This window comes from Sphingobium naphthae, from assembly GCF_043589935.1.
Lineage (GTDB): Bacteria > Pseudomonadota > Alphaproteobacteria > Sphingomonadales > Sphingomonadaceae > Sphingobium > Sphingobium naphthae_A.
Window position 1 is genome coordinate 2,021,915 of record NZ_CP171454.1, and the last position, 16,793, is coordinate 2,038,707.

Consider the following 16,793-nt stretch of genomic DNA (forward strand, 5'->3'; position numbering starts at 1 on the left):
CCATATGTCCCGATGCAGCCGGAATATTGCAACGTGTCGACACTGACCGCAGACTTCCGGCCGGGTGACACGCTGACGCCCGCGCCATTCCATGTTCCACCTCCGCCGCCCACCGCCGGCCCAGCGCCACGCGCTGCGCAAATGGCGTTTCCGTCCCGCGACCCGCGACGGCGTGGCGGTGGCATCGACGAAGGTGCTGACGGTGCGCTTCACGCTCAGCGATCGCTGAGCGTCGGAAGCCCTGCGCCACCCGCGCAGGGCTTCGCCAGGATCGACTCTTTTGCATCCGCGCTCGCCTTGGCTTATAGGAACGGCATGGCGATCTTTCCCCGTCCCGTTTCCCCCAAAAGCGCGCTTGGCGACTTCTGGGGCTATTTCCGCCAGCAGCGGCAGCATAAATGGCCGCTGCTCGGCCTGTCGGTCGCGCTCACCTGGGTGATCGTGTGGACCTTCGTCATCGACGCGAACACGAACACGATGCCGACCCGCAACAAGATCATCTACGTCGAAAGCTGGGACGCGAACCGGTCCGACGCGGCGATCATCCTCCAGCAGAAGATCGATTTCGCCAAGCGGGAGGCCGCTCTGGTGAAGCAGCAGAAGCGCATGCAGGGCTATGCCGACGCCTTCGGGATCGAATGGCGCGATGAGGAAAAGCGCAACACCGCCGAGCGGAAGGAAGCGGTGAAGGCGATCAACCGGATGCTCGATGATCGGCTGGTGAAGGCGGAGACCGCGCAAAAGGCCGCGCCCGGCGCGGATGCGGCGGGGGTCGCCAGACCCTGAGCGCGCCCGTGCCCGCTGATGATCGGCGCTACATGGCCGCGGCCATCGCCCTGTCGGCGCGCGGACGCGGCCTGTCCACCCCCAATCCCAATGTCGGTTGCCTGATCGTGCAGGACGGCCGCGTCGTCGGGCGCGGCTGGACCCAGAAGGGCGGCCGTCCCCATGCCGAGGCGCAGGCGCTGGACCAGGCGATGGATCGCGCCCGGGGCGCGACAGCCTATGTGACGCTGGAACCCTGTTTCCACCTCAGCCCGCGCGGGCCGCGCTGCGCCGATCTGATGGCGCGCGCCGGTGTCAGCCGCGTGGTCATCGCGCTGCGCGATCCCGATCCGCGCACCGATGGACAGGGCGCGGCCTGGCTGCGCGACCGGGGCGTCACCGTCGACATGGGGCTGATGGCGCAGGAAGCGGCGGCGGCTATGGCGGGTTTCGTGCTGCGCCAGACGCGCGGGCGACCGCATGTCACGCTGAAGCTCGGCCTCTCGCTCGACGGGCGGATCGCGCTCGCCAATGGATCGAGCCGCTGGATCACCGGTCCCGAAGCGCGTGCCCATGCGCATGTGGAGCGCGCCCGCCATGACGCGATCCTGGTGGGCGGCGGCACGCTGCGCGCCGATGCGCCGCGCCTCGACGTGCGACTGCCCGGCCTTGCCGATCGTTCGCCGCGCCGGCTGCTGCTGACGCGGGGGGACGCGCCGGCGGATTGGGAACGGATCGGCGCGCCCGAGGAGATCGCGGCGCTGGAGCGGGTCGATCATCTGCTGGTCGAGGGCGGCGCGGAAACGGCGGCCGCCTTCCTGCGCGCCGACCTTGTCGACCGGCTGCTGCTCTACCGCGCGCCGATCCTGGTGGGATCGGGCCTGGCTGGCGTGGGCGACATCGGCCTGGAGGATCTGGCCGACGCCCATGGCCGCTGGCGCCTGTGCGACAGCCGCATGCTGGGCGTCGACCGGCTGGAGGTTTACGAGGCGATCCGGAGCGCCTAAGCCTCTCCCCCCATTCCTCCCTTCGGTCGTCCAGACAGGGCCAAACCATACAGGGCCAAATCAGGGCAAACGGCAATGTTCACCGGCATCATCACCGACATCGGCACGATCCGCACGCGCGAGCAGCGCGGCGACCTGCGCCTCGTTATCGGCTGCGCCTACGCGATGGACGGGGTCGCGATCGGCGCGTCCATCGCCTGTTCGGGCGCTTGCCTGACGGTGGTGGAAAAGGGCGACGACTGGTTCGCCGTCGACCTGTCTGCCGAAACGGTGGCGCGCACCGCGCCCGGCCTGTGGGCGCAGGGCGGCCGGCTCAACCTGGAACGCGCGCTCAAGGTCGGCGACGAACTGGGCGGGCATATCGTCACCGGCCATGTCGATGGCATCGGCCAGTTGGTTTCGGCGGAGGCCGAGGGCGATTCGACACGGCTGGTGATCCGCGCGCCGGCGGAACTTGCCGCTGCGCTGGCGGCCAAGGGGTCGATCACGGTCGACGGTATTTCGCTGACGGTCAACAGCGTCGAGGACCGGCCCGACGGCAGCGTCGATTTCGGACTCAACATCATCCCGCACACCGCCGCCGCCACCACCCTGGACCGGCTGGAGGAAGGCCGCGCCTTCAACCTGGAAATCGACGTGCTGGCGCGCTATCTCGATCGGATGCAGGCGCTGCGCAACCGCTCGGTGTGATTTAACTCTTGAAGTAATCACATTGCGATGTGATATGAGCCGATCCCGACCGGGAAAGGAGTCGTTTTCATGTCGTCCGCGCTTCTCGATACCGTCCGCAGCCTCGTCACCGACGGCGGCATGTCCCGTTCCGGCCTGGCGCGCGCCGCGGGTCTGCACGCCAATTCGCTGCGCAAGCTGGGCGAGGCGGACTGGAACCCCACCGCCGAAACGCTGGGCAAGCTGGAGGCCTATCTGTTGAAGCGCGAGGGCGGCACCGCCCTCGCCAGTCCCGAAGAGATCATCAACGAAGCGCGCAACGGGCGCATGTTCATTCTGGTCGATGACGAGGATCGCGAAAATGAAGGCGACCTGGTCATCCCTGCGCAGATGGCGACGCCCGACGCGATCAACTTCATGGCGACACATGGCCGCGGCCTCATCTGCCTGGCGCTGACGCGCGAGCGGGTCGAGCATCTGGGCCTGGAGCTGATGAGCCGCAACAATGGCACCCGGCATGAAACCGCCTTCACCGTGTCGATCGAGGCGCGCGAGGGCGTCACCACCGGGATCAGCGCCGCCGACCGCGCGCGCACCATATCGGTCGCGATCGACGGGTCCAAGGGCGCGGCCGACATCGTCAGCCCCGGCCATGTCTTCCCGCTGATCGCCAAGGATGGCGGCGTGCTGGTGCGCACCGGCCATACCGAAGCGGCAGTGGACGTCGCGCGGCTCGCCGGGCTCAATCCCTCGGGCGTCATTTGCGAGGTGATGAAGGAGGACGGGACGATGGCCCGGCTCGACGACCTCATCCCGTTCGCGCGCAAGCACAAGATGAAGATCGGCACGATCCGCGACTTGATCGCCTATCGCCGCCGCCACGACCATATGGTCGAACGCCGCGCCGAAACGCTGTTCCACAGCCGGTGGGGCGGCGAGTGGAAGGCGATCAGCTTCTACAACAAGGCGACACAGAGCGAGCAGCTGGTGCTGCAGAAGGGCCATGTCGATCCCGATCGGCCGACCCTGGTGCGCATGCATCAGATCGCGCCGCTCAGCGACATGTTCGGCCGCGAAGGGCCGCGATCGGGCACGCTGGAGCGCTGCATGGAGATCATCGCGCAGGAAGGCGCGGGCATCATCGTCGCCCTGCGCTACGACGCGCCCGACATGCTCACCCGCTTGCTGCGGGCCGTCGACAAGTCCGGCGCGGGCATGGACGAGCTGCGCGACTATGGCGTGGGCGCGCAGATCCTGGCGGAGCTGGGCGTGCATGACATGGTGCTGCTGACCAACAGCCATCACAGCCTGATCGCGCTTGACGGTTACGACCTGTCCGTGGTTGGGCAGCGCCCGATCGAGCTGTAAGGAACATCGACATGGCCAAATTCCTGATCGTCGAAGCGCGCTTCTACGACCATCTCAACGACCTGCTGATCGAAGGCGCGAAGGCCGCGCTGGACGAGGACGGCCACCGCTATGAGGTGGTGACGGTGCCCGGCGCGCTGGAAATTCCCGGCGCGGTGGCGATGGCGGCGGAAACCGGCCGCTATGACGGCTTCGTCGCGATCGGCGTGGTGATCCGCGGCGAAACCTATCATTTCGAAGTCGTGTCGAACGAAAGCGCGCGCGGCCTGATGGCGCTCAGCATGGACGGCATCGCGATCGGCAACGGCATATTGACGGTCGAGAATGAGGAACAGGCGCTGGTGCGCGCGCGCCCGGACCAGAAGAACAAGGGGGGCGAAGCGGCCAAGGCGGCCATCGCCATGCTGGCGCTGCGCGGGCGTTTCGGCGTCGCCTGATCCGGGGGCATCCGCGCCTCTGAAGTCTGTCGAGAAGCGGGCGGCGCGTCGCCAGCCGCTTCTCGACAATAGGGCAGCGGGTTAGGCGACGGTTTCCAGCGCCGGATAGTCGGTATAGCCTTCGGCGCCCTGGGTATAGAAGGTCTTGGGATCCCAGTCATTGAGCGGCGCGTCGGTGCGCAGCCGCTCGACAAGGTCAGGATTGGCGATGAAGGGCCGGCCAAAGGCGATGCCGTCGGCCACGCCGCTGTCGAGCGCCGCCTGCGCGCTTTCCTTCGTATAGTCGCTGTTGAGGATCAGCGGCCCCTTGAAATGCTGGCGGATGAGCGGCGACTGGCGCGGTACGTCGCTGCTGCCATAAGTGCCGGTCGGCGTCAGCTCGCGCAGTTCCAGAAAGGCGATGCCGAGCGCATCGAGCGCCTGCGCCGCCACCGGGAAGAGGGTGGCGGGATCGCTGTCGTCGGTGCCCTGCGTGACGCCATTGGGCGACAGGCGCACGGACGTGCGATCCGCGCCGATCGCGTCCACCACCGCGCCGGTGACTTCGCGCAACAGGCGCACGCGGTTTTCCGGGCTGCCGCCATAGTCGTCGGTGCGCTGGTTGACGCCGTTGCGCAGGAATTCGTCGATCAGATAGCCGTTGGCGGCATGGATCTGCACGCCGTCGAAGCCCGCCGCCCGCGCGTTGCGCGCGGCGTGCGCGTAGGTTTCGAGCAGCTGGGGAATTTCCGAGACTTCCAGCGGGCGGGGCGTCGGATAATCCTTGTTCCCTTCATAGGTATGGGCATGGCCGGGCGCCGCGATCGCGCTCGACGACACCGGGTCCTCTCCCGTCACGGCAGGATGGACCAGCCGCCCCATATGCCAGAGCTGGGCGACGATGCGGCCGCCCGCATCATGGACCGCGGCGGTGATCGGCTTCCACGCCTCCACCTGTTCCTCGCTCCACAGGCCGGGCGCATAGGGCCAGCCCAGGCCCTGGCGCGAAATGCCGGTCGCTTCGCTGATGATGAGGCCGGCAGAGGCGCGCTGGCGGTAATAATCCACCATCAGCGCGGTGGGCACATGGTCGCGGGTCGCGCGGGCGCGGGTCAGCGGCGCCATCAGGATGCGGTTGGGCGCTGCGATCGCGCCCAGCTGGATCGGATCGAACAGGGTCGTCACTCAATAATCTCCCTTCGCCATCATGCGTTGCATATTGCAACGGGGATGCGCCTTGGCAACTAGGGAGCGACCCCGCCGGGTTCAACCCCCCTTCCCACCCTGGCGCGGACATTCGTCCCAACGAACGCGGCGGCAAATAGTTGTGCGAAGCGGCGGCCGGGCCTAGATTGTCGCCATGAGCGAGACCCAGGACCTGACCCTCGACGAAATCCGCGCGCTGCTGGCGCCGATCCTGCCGCGCCATGCCGCGTTCGACGGCTGGCGCCCCCAGGCGGTGGCGATGGCGGCGCAGGAAAAGGGCGTCGACGCCGATGTGGCGCAGCTTGCCTTCACCGACGGAGCGATCGGCATGATCGACGCCTGGTTCGCCAGCATCGACGCGCGCATGTTGGAGGCGCTGCCGGCAGACCAACTCGGCGCCCTGTCGATCCGCAAGAAGATCATCGCCCTGGTGGAAGCGCGGCTGGCGCTGCTGGCCCCTGATCGGGAAGCGCTGCGCCGGGCGCTGGCGGTGCTGGCGCAGCCCGGCCATGTGGTGCGCGCGGGGAAGCTGGGCTGGCGCGCGGCCGACATCATGTGGCGCGCGGCCGGCGACACGGCCAGCGACTTCAACCATTATAGCAAGCGCATGACGCTGTCGGCCATTTATGGGTCGACGCTGCTGGTCTTCGTCAATGACGATAGCGAAGGCCATGCCGACAGCCGCGCCTTCCTCGCCCGCCGGGTCGAGGATGTGATGCGCTTCGAAAAGGCCAAGGCGAAATTCCGCAACGCCGGCGGGGGCGAGCATCTGAGCCTGTCGCGCTTCATTGGTCGGCTGCGCTACCCCGCGATCTGAGCCAAGGCCCCGCGCGATTCCCGCTGGCCATGGCGCAGGGGTATTGATAGTCACTCGCAGCATATAGCCTGTGAGTGACTTTCCTTTGCGCCTGACCGACCTGCCCTTGCGGCAACCCGCCTATGTCGACCTGATCGACTGGACCAGCCTGTCCGCCATTGATGCGCAACGCTTGCGGGAATTCGGGTTGTGCGAAGGCGCGAGCGTGGAGGCGCTGCATCATGGCGGGCTGCTGGGGCGCGGGCCGATCGCCTGCCGCGTCGGGCGCATGATCATCGCGATGCGGCGCGCTCATGCCGCCGCGGTCACCGTGCGCACGGGCCTGGACACCGGGCCGGAGCCGCAGGCATGAGCGCGCTGCCGCTGGTGGCGCTGGTCGGCAATCCCAATGCCGGCAAGAGCGCGCTGTTCAACGCGCTGACCGGCGCGCGGCAGAAGCTGGGCAATTATCCGGGCGTCACCGTGGAGCGCAAGGCGGGCCGCCTGGCGCGGGCCGACGGCCGCCCGGTCGAACTGGTCGACCTGCCCGGCACCTACAGCCTGGACCCCGCCAGCCCGGACGAACAAGTGACGCGCGACGTCGTCATGGGCCGGCAGGCGGGCGAAAAGCGGCCCGACGCGCTGGTCATCGTCGTCGACGCCGCCAATCTGGACAATCATCTGCGCTTCGCCCTGGAACTGATCGCGCTGGGCCTGCCGACGATCGTCGCGCTCAACATGGTCGATCTCGCCACTCGCGACGGGCTAGAGCTGGACGCCGGCGCCCTGTCGCGCGAACTGGGCGTGCCGGTGGTGGCGACCGTTGCGGTGCGCAAGCGCGGCCTCGATCATCTGCGCGCCGAACTGGAAGGCTTGCTGAACGGCGCGCCGTCCGCCTATCCCGCCGCCGCAGCGCCCGCGCGCGACTTCGACGCCACGCGCCAGGAAGCGCGGCGGATCGCCCGCGCGGCGATCATACGCGAAACGCCGTCCCGCCGGCTGACCGCCGCGGTCGACCGGGTGGCGCTGCATCCCGTCTTCGGCCTCGCCTTGCTGCTGGCCCTGCTGTTCGTCATGTTTCAGGCGGTCTATGCCTGGTCGGAAACGCCGATCGCGATGATCGAGGGCGTGGCCGAGGCGGCCGCCGGCCTGGCGCGCGACAGCCTGCCCGACGGCATCCTGCGCTCCTTCCTGGTCGATGGCGTCATCAACGGCGTCGGCTCGGTGGTCGTCTTCCTGCCGCAGATCCTGATCCTTTTCTTCTTCATCCTGATGCTGGAAGCGACCGGCTACATGGTCCGCGCCGCCTTCCTGATGGATGGCATCATGGCCAAGGTGGGACTGTCGGGCCGCGCCTTCATCCCGCTCCTCTCCTCCTTCGCCTGCGCCATCCCCGGCATCATGGCGACCCGCACCATTTCTGATCCCAAGGACCGGCTGACGACGATCCTGATCGCGCCGCTGATGACCTGCTCGGCGCGGCTCCCGGTCTATGCCGTGATCATCGGCGCCTTCATCCCGGCCCGTGACATCGGATATGGCATCGGCCTGCAGGGCTTCGTCCTCTTCTGCCTCTATCTGGCGGGGATCATCGGCGCGATGCTGGTGGCGCTGGTCCTGCGGCTGACCGTCACCAGGGGCGCGAGCGGCAGCTTCCTCATGGAAATGCCCAAATATCAGTGGCCCCACCCCCAGGACATCTTGCTGGGCCTGTGGCAGCGCGCGGTCATCTTCCTCAAGCGCGCCGGCACGATCATCTTCACCTCGACCGTCATCCTGTGGGTGCTGCTGAGCTTCCCGCGCGTGCCCGAAGGCGATCCCGCGAGCCAGGTCGATCATTCGATCGCCGGCCGGATCGCCAGCGGCCTCAACGTCGTGCTGGAACCGATCGGCTTCAACCGCGACATCTCGCTCGCACTGATCCCCGCCATGGCGGCGCGCGAAGTCGCGGTGTCGGCGCTCGCCACCGTCTATTCGATCGACGCGGGCGATGACGAAGCGGCGCTGGAGCAAAGCCTGGGCGACCGGCTGAAGGGGCAATGGCCGCTGCCCACGGCCCTCGCCTTCCTCGCCTGGTTCATCTTCGCCCCGCAATGCATTTCCACCATCGCGGTGACGCGGCGCGAAACCAACGGGTGGAAATGGCCGATCTTCATGACCGTCTATCTCTTCGCCCTGGCCTATGTCGCGGCGGGCCTCACCTACTGGACGGCGACGGCCTTAGGCTTGGCTTAGCGCTTGAAGGGCTGGAGCCGCGCTCTATAACGGCCGATCAATCTATCGGAGGAATCATGGCAGGCTCGGTCAACAAGGTCATTCTGGTCGGCAATCTGGGCGCCGACCCGGAGGTCAAGAGCTTCCAGAATGGCGGCAAGGTGTGCAATCTGCGCATCGCCACGTCCGAAAGCTGGAAGGACCGCATGACCGGGGAGCGCAAGGAGCGCACCGAATGGCACAGCGTCGCCATCTTTTCCGAAGGGCTGGTCGGCGTCGCCGAACGCTTCCTGCGCAAAGGGTCCAAAGTCTATATCGAAGGCCAGCTGCGCACCCGCAAATGGCAGGATCAGTCGGGCAATGATCGCTACACGACCGAAGTCGTGCTACAGGGCCTGGGCTCGGTCCTCACCATGCTGGACGGCGCGCCCGGCGGCGGTGGCGGTCAGGGCGGCGGCTATGGCGGCGGTGGCGGCCGGTCGCAGGGGGTGAGCGACTGGCAGAGCGGATCGAGCGGCTTTGGCGGCGGCGACTATGATGATTTTGGCGGCGGGTCCGGTGGCAACCAGGGTGGCGGCTTTGGCGGCGGCCGGTCGCAGGGCGGCAGCCGCGGCGGCGCGGGCAGCCCCAATTTCGACAACGACCTGGACGACGAAGTGCCGTTCTGATCGGCGCGGATCGTTCGACGAAAAAAGGCGGCTTCCCATCGGGACGCCGCCTTTTTTCATGCCGTCACGCTATTGCGGGACGGAGCCGGCGACCCTTTGACGCGCCGCCCTTCAGCGCGCCAGTTCCTCCTGCGCGAAGGCGCGGATATGGTCCTTGAGGTCGTCGCGCTCCAGCGCCAGCGCCAAATTCGCCTCGATATAACCGGCCTTCGACCCGCAATCGAAGCGACGCCCTTCAAAGGTGACGCCGTGAAAGGCCTGGGTGCCGATCATCGCCGCCATCGCGTCGGTCAGCTGGATCTCGCCGCCCGCGCCCTTTTCCTGCGTTTCGAGAATCTTCATGACTTCGGGCTGCAGGATATAGCGGCCCGGCACGATCAGGTTGGACGGCGCGGTGCCCAGCTTGGGCTTCTCGACCAGCCCCTTCACTTCCGTCAGCACGCCGTCGCGCGCGCCCGGATCGATGACGCCGTAGCTGGGCGTTTCGTCCATCGGGATTTCCAGCGCGCAGACCAGATTGCCGCCGACCTTGTCATAGGCGTCGACCATCTGCTTGAGGCAGCCATTGCCCTTCGCGCCCTTCATGAATTCGTCGGGCAGCAGGATGGCGAAGGGTTCGTCGCCCACGATTTCCCGCGCGACCCAGATGGCATGGCCCAGGCCAAGCGGCTCCTGCTGGCGGATGAAGACGGCATTGCCGGGCATCAGCCGCGTCCCTTCCAGCGCGCCCAGATCCTTGCCGCGCTCGCGCTGGGTGATCTCGGTTTCAAAGGCGATGTCGAAATAATCCTCGATCGCGCCCTTGCCGCGACCGGTGACGAAGATCATCTGCTCGATGCCCGCTTCCCGGGCTTCGTCCACCGCATATTGGATGAGCGGCCGGTCGACGACGGGCAGCAATTCCTTGGGCACCGCCTTGGTGGCGGGCAGGAACCGGGTGCCAAGACCGGCAACCGGGAAGATGACTTTGCGAATAGGCTTGTGGGACATGCTGCTCCATTCTCGCTGCAACGCGGAAAGACGTGCCTGAAATCACGGCGAAAGCCGCAAAGGTCAAGCGTTTGCGCATGCCGTAACGCGTCACACGGCCAGAAGTCGCCGCGCTACCTCCTCCAGGGCGGAAATTTCGCCTTCCAGCTGGTCCAGCGACACATGGACCTGGTTGTTGCGCGGGTCGCGGCAGGCAAAGCCGCCGGGCTCGGGCTGCTGGAACCCCTGGATGATGAGCGCGCGGAACCGGTCGATCCGCTGCATGTCCCGCTCGATCGCCGAAATTTCCGTCAGCGCGCTGGCGTTGCGCCGGTCGCGCATGGCGACCATCGTGCGCAATTCGGTCATCAGCTTGGTCATGCTGGGCCGAGTGCGCGCGCCCACGGTGCGCACGTCGCCCATGCCCTCGCGCATCAGGCCGACCTTCGCCTCCAGGCTCTGTTCCAGCATGGTCCAGGCGCAGATCAGCCGCCCGACCGAACAGAGCAGCGCCGCATCCTCCGGCGCATATTCCGAAACAGGTTTCACATTAACGTCAGATACCAGATGCACACCCACGCCCCGAAGTCTCCTCTATGGCGTCGAGTCCTGCACCCGGGAACGGGGGCTAGGCCAGTGCCGCGCATGCGCGCTCCTCGCGGCTGGGGCACGGATCACCGGCAGCCGTGCAGGAAGGGCGGCGAAGCGTGAAGGCGCGCCGCGCGTCCCGCCGTCAGAAATCGATGGCGATGCCCTTGCGCTCCCAGTCGCCATAGCGGACGGGGCTCATGGCCTCGTCATGGGGCGTGGGATTGTCGATCGGGTCGGGCTGCGGCACCGGCGGGCTTTTCGACAGATGCGCAGGGGGGGTCACATGCGCGGGACGCTTGCCGTTGAAGGTTCCCATAAGTCGCGGCCTTTCGATTGCGGGCGGGGGCGATCCACCCCATATTCATGTCCGACCTGCTATCTGGGCGGGCAAGGAGCATAAAGCAAGTGAACGGCATGAAGACGACCATGTTGCTGGCGGCGCTGACGGCGCTGTTCATGGCGCTCGGCTATACGCTGGGCGGCAGCGGCGGCGCGGTGATCGCGCTGCTGGTGGCGGCAGGCATGAACCTCTTCACCTTCTGGAACGCCGACAAGATCGTCCTGTCGATGCACAATGCGCAGGAAGTCGACGAGCGCAGCGCCCCCGATTTCTACCGGCTGGTGCAGCAGCTGGCGCAGCGCGCGGGCCTGCCGATGCCGCGCGTCTATCTGATCGACCAGGATGCGCCCAACGCCTTCGCCACCGGGCGCGACGCCGATCATGCCGCCGTCGCCGCCACGACCGGGCTGCTGGCGATGCTCAGCCGCGACGAAGTGGCGGGCGTGATGGCGCATGAGCTGGGTCATGTGAAGAATCGCGACACGCTCATCATGACCATGGTCGCGACCATCGCCGGCGCCATTTCCATGCTGGCGCAGTTCGGCCTCTTCTTTCGCGGTGGGCGGGACGATGGCCATGGCAATATGCTGGCCAGCCTGCTGGCGATGATCGTCGCCCCCTTCGCCGCGATGATCGTGCAGATGGCGATCAGCCGGACGCGCGAATATGGCGCCGACCGCGCGGGCGCGGAAATCAGCGGCAATCCCCATGCGCTCGCCTCCGCCCTCGCCAAAATTTCCGGCCGGGCGCAGGCCATTCCCAATCCGGTGGCGCAGCGCAATCCCGCCGCGGCGCAGCTCTATATCGTGCCCACGCATGTCAGCGAGCTGTTCTCCACCCATCCCGCGACCGAGAAGCGCATCGCCGCGCTGCAGGAAATGGCGGGCGCAATAGGCGCTGTGGAGGGTAAGGCGGACGCCGGCGCGTCGGCGATGCCCGCCCGCTCCCGCGCGTCCGCTCTGTCGCCGATCGCCGCACCGCCCGCCAGCGCGCCCCGCCGCCGCAGCGCGCTCGACCCGCATGGCCGCGGATGATCGATGACATCGCTGCCGACGCCGCCGGCTTTCTCGTGCGGCAGGTGGGCGGCTTCGCCGTCGATCTGACCGTAGACCAGATTTTTTCCCGGCACAGCGCTCGCTTCTTTCACGGCGTGGGACGCCGGGTCATTGCTGTTGTCACCCTGGGCGGCAAGCGCATCCCCTCGTCGCTCCAATCCGTGCCGAAAGGGGTGAGCGCGCGGCCGCGCCGATCGGACTGGCTGGCGCTCTGGACCGGCATCCTCTTCTGGATCGCCCTGTTCCTCGCCGCCGGGCTCGGGCTCTCTTATTTTCTTTGAAGGCGAAAAGGCGTAGGGGCCGCAGATGCCCCCTCGTTCTCCATCGCGCCCGTCCCGTCCCCGCCCCGACGATGTCCCCGGCCTGCCCGCGCGCCGCGCCGCGCTCCGGCTACTGGACGCAGTGTTGCGGCGGGGCGAGCCGCTGGAGTTGGCGCTGCACGGCGCGGCCCAGGGCCTGCCGCGCGAGGACCGCGCGCTGACTCATGCCATCGCGGCCGAAGTGCTGCGCCACTTGCCCGATCTCGACGCGCTGATCGACGGCGCCACGCGCCAGACCCTGCCGGACGATGCCAAGGCGCGCATGGTGCTGCGCATCGCGCTGGCCCAGGCATTGCGAATGGACACGCCGCCCCATGCCGCGATCGCCACCGCGCTGCCGCTGGTCGATGGCGGCCCGCGCAAGCTGGTCCATGGCGTGTTCGGCACGGTGACGCGCAGCGAACCGACACTTCCCGAACCGCCCACCCTTCCCCAGCCGGTGGTGACGCGCTGGACCGAACAATGGGGCGCGGAGATGCCGCAGGCCGCGGCGCGCGCCTATGGCGTGCGGCCGCCGGTGGATGTCAGCCTCCGCGACGCGAACGAGACAGCGAAATGGACAGATGCGCTGGGCGGCGCATCCTTCGCGCCGGGCCATGTCCGCTTGCCCGCCAATCCCGCTGAAGGGGGCGTGGCCATCCCCGATTTGCCCGGCTTTGCCGAGGGCGCCTGGTGGGTGCAGGACATCGCCGCATCCTGCGCGGCGCGGCTGCTGGGGGACGGCGCGGGCCGCAGCGCGCTCGACCTGTGCGCCGCGCCGGGCGGCAAGACGATGCAGCTGGCGGCGGCCGGCTGGCGCGTCACGGCGGTCGACCAGTCGAAGAAAAGGCTGGAGCGGCTGTCGGACAATCTGGCGCGCACCGGCCTTAATGCCCAAACGGTCACGGCCGACCTGCGCCAATGGTCGCCGCCAGCGCCGGTCGGGGCCATCCTGCTCGACGCGCCCTGTTCGGCCACCGGCATCTATCGCCGCCACCCCGACGTGCTGCACCGCATCGGCCCGCGCCAGATCGCGGAACTGGCGGAATTGCAGGCGCAGTTGCTGGCGCGGGCGGCCGACTGGCTGGCGCCGGGCGGGCGCATGGTCTATGCCACCTGCTCGCTGGAGCAAGCCGAGGGCGAGGAACAGATTGCGCGCTTCCTGGCCGCGCGACCGGACTTCGCGCTGTTGCCGATCGAGAGCGGGGAGCTGCCCCAGGGCATGACCGCGACCGCGCCGGGATGGCTGCGCACGCTGCCCGACATGCTGGCCGAGCAGGGCGGCGCCGACGGCTTCTTCATCGCGCGCCTTGCCAGGCAGTAACAGGGCGCGTTAACCATATGGTGCTAGGCCGACGATACGCCGACCGTAACGAAAGAGCGCCGCATGCGTCCGATCGAGCCATTACCGCTGCATCATAGCTGGCCGCTTTACGAACTGCGCGCGCATCTCGCCCCCGTGCTGCTGGACCCGGAGATCGCTCGCAACGACGCCGCGCTGGCCGAGCGCGGTCTGGGGCTGTGGCATTGCGACCTGCGCGACGACCGGCTGTGCTGGACCGCGGGCGTTTACGACATATTCGGCCTGGAGCGCGATCTGGAAGTGTCCCGGTCGCTGGCGGTGTCGCTCTATGCGCCGGAGTCGCGCGGGCCGATGGAGCGGCTGCGCGCCTATGCGATCCGCCACAAGCGCGGCTTCACGCTGGACGTGGACATCGATCAGGCCGACGGCGCTGGCCGCTGCGCGATGCGATTGATCGCGGCGCCCGTGCTGGACGCGGGGAGCCATGTCGTCGGGCTGCATGGCGTCAAGCAGATGCTGCCCCGCGGCGCGCGCCCGTCGCGGCAACTGGATCCGACCATTTTCGTCATGCTTTGAACGGCTTGGCGAAGCCCGGCCGGGCCGTGCCGACTCGGGGGAAAATCCCCGTTGCCTCGCGCCGCGCGCACCACTAAGGCGAGCGGTTAATGACCCGTCCCATCCTCATCTCGCCCTCCATCCTGTCCGCCGACTTCGCCCGCCTGGGCGAGGAGGTGCGCGCCATCGACGAAGCGGGCTGCGACTGGATCCATATCGACGTGATGGATGGCCATTTCGTGCCCAATATCACGATCGGCCCGGCGGTGGTGAAGGCGCTGCGCCCGCACAGCCAAAAGCCCTTCGACGTCCATCTGATGATCTCTCCGGTGGACCAGTATCTTGACGCCTTCGCACAGGCGGGCGCGGACATCATCACCGTCCATCCCGAGGCGGGGCCGCATATCCACCGCACCGTGCAGCATATCAAGTCGCTGGGCGTGAAGGCGGGCGTGGTGCTCAATCCCGGCACGCCGGCGAAGATGCTGGACTATCTGATCGACGACATCGACCTCATTCTGGTGATGAGCGTCAATCCCGGATTTGGCGGCCAGAGCTTCATCGAAAACCAGCTGCGCAAGATCGAGGCGTGCGCGAAGATGATCGAGAAGTCGGGCCGCGACATCCGCCTGCAGGTCGATGGCGGCATCGATCTCAACACCGCGCCCGGGGCGATCGCGGCGGGCGCGGACGTGCTGGTGGCCGGCACCGCGACCTTCCGCGGGGGCCCGAGCGCCTATGCCGACAATATCCGCCAGCTGCGGGGCGGGTGAGCGAGCCGCGCCGCCTGTCGGTCCGCCGCGGCCAGGACCTGCCGCCCGAGGAGGGCGAGGACGGCATCGAGCAGGGCAAGCGCCTCATCCGCGTCGCGGATGACAAGGGCCTGTCGCTGACGCAGAAGATCGCCCATCATTTCTATCTGCTCAGCTGGAAGACGCCGATCCATGGCCGCCGGCTGAAGGGCAAATATCCGCTCAAGCTTCTGGCCGTGCCCGATGACGACGTGCCGGGCGACGGGCGCGCCGGCGCGGCGATGCGGGCGGGCTATTTCCTGTTTCGCGGGCAGAAGCTGCCGATCGACCGGCTGGACTTTGCGCGGCCGGGCGTGGGTCCGGCCTTTTCCGATTATCTGCACGGCTTTCGCTGGTTGCGGGACCTGGCGGCCAGCGCATCGCGCGAACAGGGCGCGCCGATCGCCGAGACGGTGATGCGCAAATGGCTGGACGCCCATGCCGAAACGCCCAGCGAGCCGGCCTGGCGAGCGGACAATGCCGGCTGGCGGCTGCTGTTCTGGACCGCCCATGCGCCGCTGATCCTGTCATCGAGCGACCTCGTCTATCGGTCGCTGGTGCTCAACTGCATCGCGCGCACAGCCCGCCATCTGGACCGCGGCGCCGACAAGGCGCCGATCGGCTTGCCACGCATCGTCGCCTGGTGCGCGATCATCGCCGCGGGCCTGCTGATCCCGGGTGGCGAGGCGCGGCGGCAGTTCGGCGAAGCGGGATTGAAGCGCGCGATCGACAGCGGCATCCATGCCGATGGCGGCATCGTGTCGCGATCGCCCCTGGCGCAGATGGAGGCGATCATGGCGCTGTCCATGCTGCGCGCCGTCTATGATGTGCGCCGGGAAAAGCCGCCGCTGTGCCTTGCCGATGTGCTGTCGCGGGCGGTGCCGGCGCTGCTGGGCCTCACCCATGGGGATGGCGGCCTTGGCAGCTGGCAGGGCGCCGGCGCGTTCGACCCGCACAGCGTCGAGGCGGTGGTGCAGGCGAGCCGCGTGCGCACCCGCCCGCTGCGCCAGGCGCGCGACTGGGGCTATCAGCGGATTGCCGCCGGCGCGACTGTGGTGCAGATCGACGCGGCGCCGCCGCCGGTCGCACGGCTGGCCGATGCGGGCTGCGCCTCCACCGGCGCGATCGAAATCAGCGACGGGCCGCAGCGGCTGATCGTCAATTGCGGCGGCGCGGCGCTGGAGGGCGCGTGGATCCCCGCCGACCTGGCGCAGGGGCTGCGCACCACGGCGGCGCACAGCACGCTGGTGCTGAACGACAGCAATTCCACCGCGCTGCTGCCCGACGGGACGCTGGGCAAGGGCGTGACCGAGGTGGAGCTCAACCGCCAGGAAATGGACAATGGCAGCCGGCTGGAGCTGAGCCATGACGGCTATGTGCGGCGCATGGGCTATATCCACCGCCGGCTGCTGATGGTGAGCGGCGACGGTCGCGAAGTGCGCGGCGAGGACATGCTGACCCCGGCCGAGCGCCGCCGCCGCCCGGTGCGCCAGCCGGTGCAGCTGCGCTTCCACCTCGCGCCCGGCGTCGAACCCACGCTGACCGCCGACAGCCAGGCCGCCGTGCTGCGCATCGACCATGGCGCGCTCTGGCAGTTCCGGACCGGCGCGGGCGTGCTCAGCGTCGAGGACAGCCTGTGGGTGGACGGTCATGGCTATCCCCACCCCACGCGCCAGCTGGTCGTGACCGGCGAAGCGCTGCCCGGCGGGTCGAGCATCGGCTGGCTGTTCAAGCGAATGGGATGAACGCCTGCCATCGGCATCAGGCCGGTCAGGATTCAT

General features: G+C 68.1%; 19 protein-coding genes and 1 pseudogene. 16 read left to right on the forward strand and 4 right to left on the reverse strand.

The window, feature by feature from the left end; translation table 11 throughout:
• Positions 1-121 precede the first annotated feature (121 nt).
• The 6 genes and pseudogenes from ACGGKE_RS10005 to ribH form a co-directional block, all read left to right on the forward strand.
• Positions 122-229: pseudogene (locus ACGGKE_RS10005) on the forward strand (energy transducer TonB); the annotation flags it as partial.
• An 86-nt stretch (positions 230-315) separates the two neighbouring features.
• A complete protein-coding gene (locus ACGGKE_RS10010; RefSeq protein ID WP_394437462.1) occupies positions 316-786 on the forward strand; it encodes a hypothetical protein in 471 nt (156 codons plus the stop codon).
• Between the two features lie 8 nt (positions 787-794).
• Positions 795-1,772, forward strand: a complete 978-nt coding sequence (ribD, locus tag ACGGKE_RS10015; protein ID WP_394437464.1) for a bifunctional diaminohydroxyphosphoribosylaminopyrimidine deaminase/5-amino-6-(5-phosphoribosylamino)uracil reductase RibD — start codon at positions 795-797, stop codon at positions 1,770-1,772.
• A gap of 75 nt (positions 1,773-1,847) precedes the next feature.
• Positions 1,848-2,462 carry a riboflavin synthase gene (locus ACGGKE_RS10020; RefSeq protein WP_394437466.1) on the forward strand — a complete coding sequence of 205 codons (615 nt, stop codon included), beginning with the start codon at positions 1,848-1,850 and terminating at the stop codon, positions 2,460-2,462.
• Between the two features lie 69 nt (positions 2,463-2,531).
• A complete protein-coding gene (gene ribB / locus ACGGKE_RS10025) occupies positions 2,532-3,809 on the forward strand; it encodes a 3,4-dihydroxy-2-butanone-4-phosphate synthase (RefSeq protein ID WP_228164934.1) in 1,278 nt (425 codons plus the stop codon).
• 11 nt (positions 3,810-3,820) lie between these two features.
• On the forward strand, positions 3,821-4,246 hold the full coding sequence (gene ribH / locus ACGGKE_RS10030) for a 6,7-dimethyl-8-ribityllumazine synthase (protein ID WP_394437469.1): 426 nt from the start codon (positions 3,821-3,823) through the stop codon (positions 4,244-4,246).
• Positions 4,247-4,327: 81 nt separating this feature from the next.
• Here the strand turns inward: ribH and ACGGKE_RS10035 are convergent, their stop codons facing one another.
• Positions 4,328-5,410, reverse strand: coding sequence for an alkene reductase (locus tag ACGGKE_RS10035; RefSeq protein WP_394437471.1), 1,083 nt, complete (start codon positions 5,408-5,410; stop codon positions 4,328-4,330).
• Between the two features lie 175 nt (positions 5,411-5,585).
• On the opposite strand from ACGGKE_RS10035, the gene ACGGKE_RS10040 reads away from it, so the two are divergent.
• The 4 genes from ACGGKE_RS10040 to ssb all read left to right on the forward strand — a co-directional run bounded on the left by ACGGKE_RS10040 (position 5,586) and on the right by ssb (position 9,109).
• Complete coding sequence (locus ACGGKE_RS10040; protein WP_394437473.1) at positions 5,586-6,248, forward strand: COQ9 family protein; 663 nt, start codon at positions 5,586-5,588, stop codon at positions 6,246-6,248.
• Between the two features lie 85 nt (positions 6,249-6,333).
• The gene (locus tag ACGGKE_RS10045) at positions 6,334-6,600 is read left to right on the forward strand and encodes a ferrous iron transport protein A (RefSeq protein ID WP_394441886.1); all 267 of its coding nucleotides are present in this window, start codon (positions 6,334-6,336) and stop codon (positions 6,598-6,600) included.
• Positions 6,597-8,462, forward strand: a complete 1,866-nt coding sequence (locus ACGGKE_RS10050) for a ferrous iron transporter B (RefSeq protein ID WP_394437475.1) — start codon at positions 6,597-6,599, stop codon at positions 8,460-8,462. The genes ACGGKE_RS10045 and ACGGKE_RS10050 overlap by 4 nt, the downstream gene beginning before the upstream one ends.
• Positions 8,463-8,518: 56 nt before the next feature.
• Positions 8,519-9,109 carry a single-stranded DNA-binding protein gene (gene ssb / locus ACGGKE_RS10055; protein ID WP_394437477.1) on the forward strand — a complete coding sequence of 197 codons (591 nt, stop codon included), beginning with the start codon at positions 8,519-8,521 and terminating at the stop codon, positions 9,107-9,109.
• Positions 9,110-9,220: 111 nt separating this feature from the next.
• Here ssb and ACGGKE_RS10060 read toward each other — a convergent pair whose 3' ends face one another.
• From ACGGKE_RS10060 to ACGGKE_RS10070, 3 genes are all read right to left on the reverse strand, one after another.
• On the reverse strand, positions 9,221-10,099 hold the full coding sequence (locus tag ACGGKE_RS10060; protein WP_394437479.1) for a UTP--glucose-1-phosphate uridylyltransferase: 879 nt from the start codon (positions 10,097-10,099) through the stop codon (positions 9,221-9,223).
• A 90-nt stretch (positions 10,100-10,189) separates the two neighbouring features.
• Positions 10,190-10,627, reverse strand: a complete 438-nt coding sequence (locus ACGGKE_RS10065) for a hypothetical protein (RefSeq protein ID WP_394437481.1) — start codon at positions 10,625-10,627, stop codon at positions 10,190-10,192.
• Between the two features lie 184 nt (positions 10,628-10,811).
• Positions 10,812-10,985, reverse strand: coding sequence for a DUF1674 domain-containing protein (locus ACGGKE_RS10070; protein ID WP_228164941.1), 174 nt, complete (start codon positions 10,983-10,985; stop codon positions 10,812-10,814).
• An 89-nt stretch (positions 10,986-11,074) separates the two neighbouring features.
• Between ACGGKE_RS10070 and htpX the strand changes: the two genes are divergently transcribed.
• The 6 genes from htpX to ACGGKE_RS10100 all read left to right on the forward strand — a co-directional run bounded on the left by htpX (position 11,075) and on the right by ACGGKE_RS10100 (position 16,757).
• Positions 11,075-12,043 (forward strand): zinc metalloprotease HtpX, encoded by a 969-nt coding sequence (gene htpX, locus ACGGKE_RS10075; protein WP_394437484.1) that lies wholly within the window; start codon positions 11,075-11,077, stop codon positions 12,041-12,043.
• Positions 12,040-12,345: a hypothetical protein gene (locus ACGGKE_RS10080; RefSeq protein ID WP_394437486.1), complete on the forward strand. Its 306-nt coding sequence runs from the start codon at positions 12,040-12,042 to the stop codon at positions 12,343-12,345. The genes htpX and ACGGKE_RS10080 overlap by 4 nt, the downstream gene beginning before the upstream one ends.
• A 25-nt stretch (positions 12,346-12,370) precedes the next feature.
• Positions 12,371-13,687, forward strand: a complete 1,317-nt coding sequence (locus ACGGKE_RS10085) for an RsmB/NOP family class I SAM-dependent RNA methyltransferase (protein ID WP_394437488.1) — start codon at positions 12,371-12,373, stop codon at positions 13,685-13,687.
• 63 nt (positions 13,688-13,750) lie between these two features.
• The gene (locus ACGGKE_RS10090; protein ID WP_394437490.1) at positions 13,751-14,242 is read left to right on the forward strand and encodes a diguanylate cyclase; all 492 of its coding nucleotides are present in this window, start codon (positions 13,751-13,753) and stop codon (positions 14,240-14,242) included.
• Positions 14,243-14,331: 89 nt separating this feature from the next.
• Positions 14,332-14,994 (forward strand): ribulose-phosphate 3-epimerase, encoded by a 663-nt coding sequence (rpe, locus tag ACGGKE_RS10095; RefSeq protein ID WP_394437492.1) that lies wholly within the window; start codon positions 14,332-14,334, stop codon positions 14,992-14,994.
• Positions 14,991-16,757 carry a heparinase II/III family protein gene (locus ACGGKE_RS10100; RefSeq protein ID WP_394437494.1) on the forward strand — a complete coding sequence of 589 codons (1,767 nt, stop codon included), beginning with the start codon at positions 14,991-14,993 and terminating at the stop codon, positions 16,755-16,757. Before rpe ends, ACGGKE_RS10100 begins: the two co-directional genes overlap by 4 nt.
• Positions 16,758-16,793: the final 36 nt, after the last annotated feature.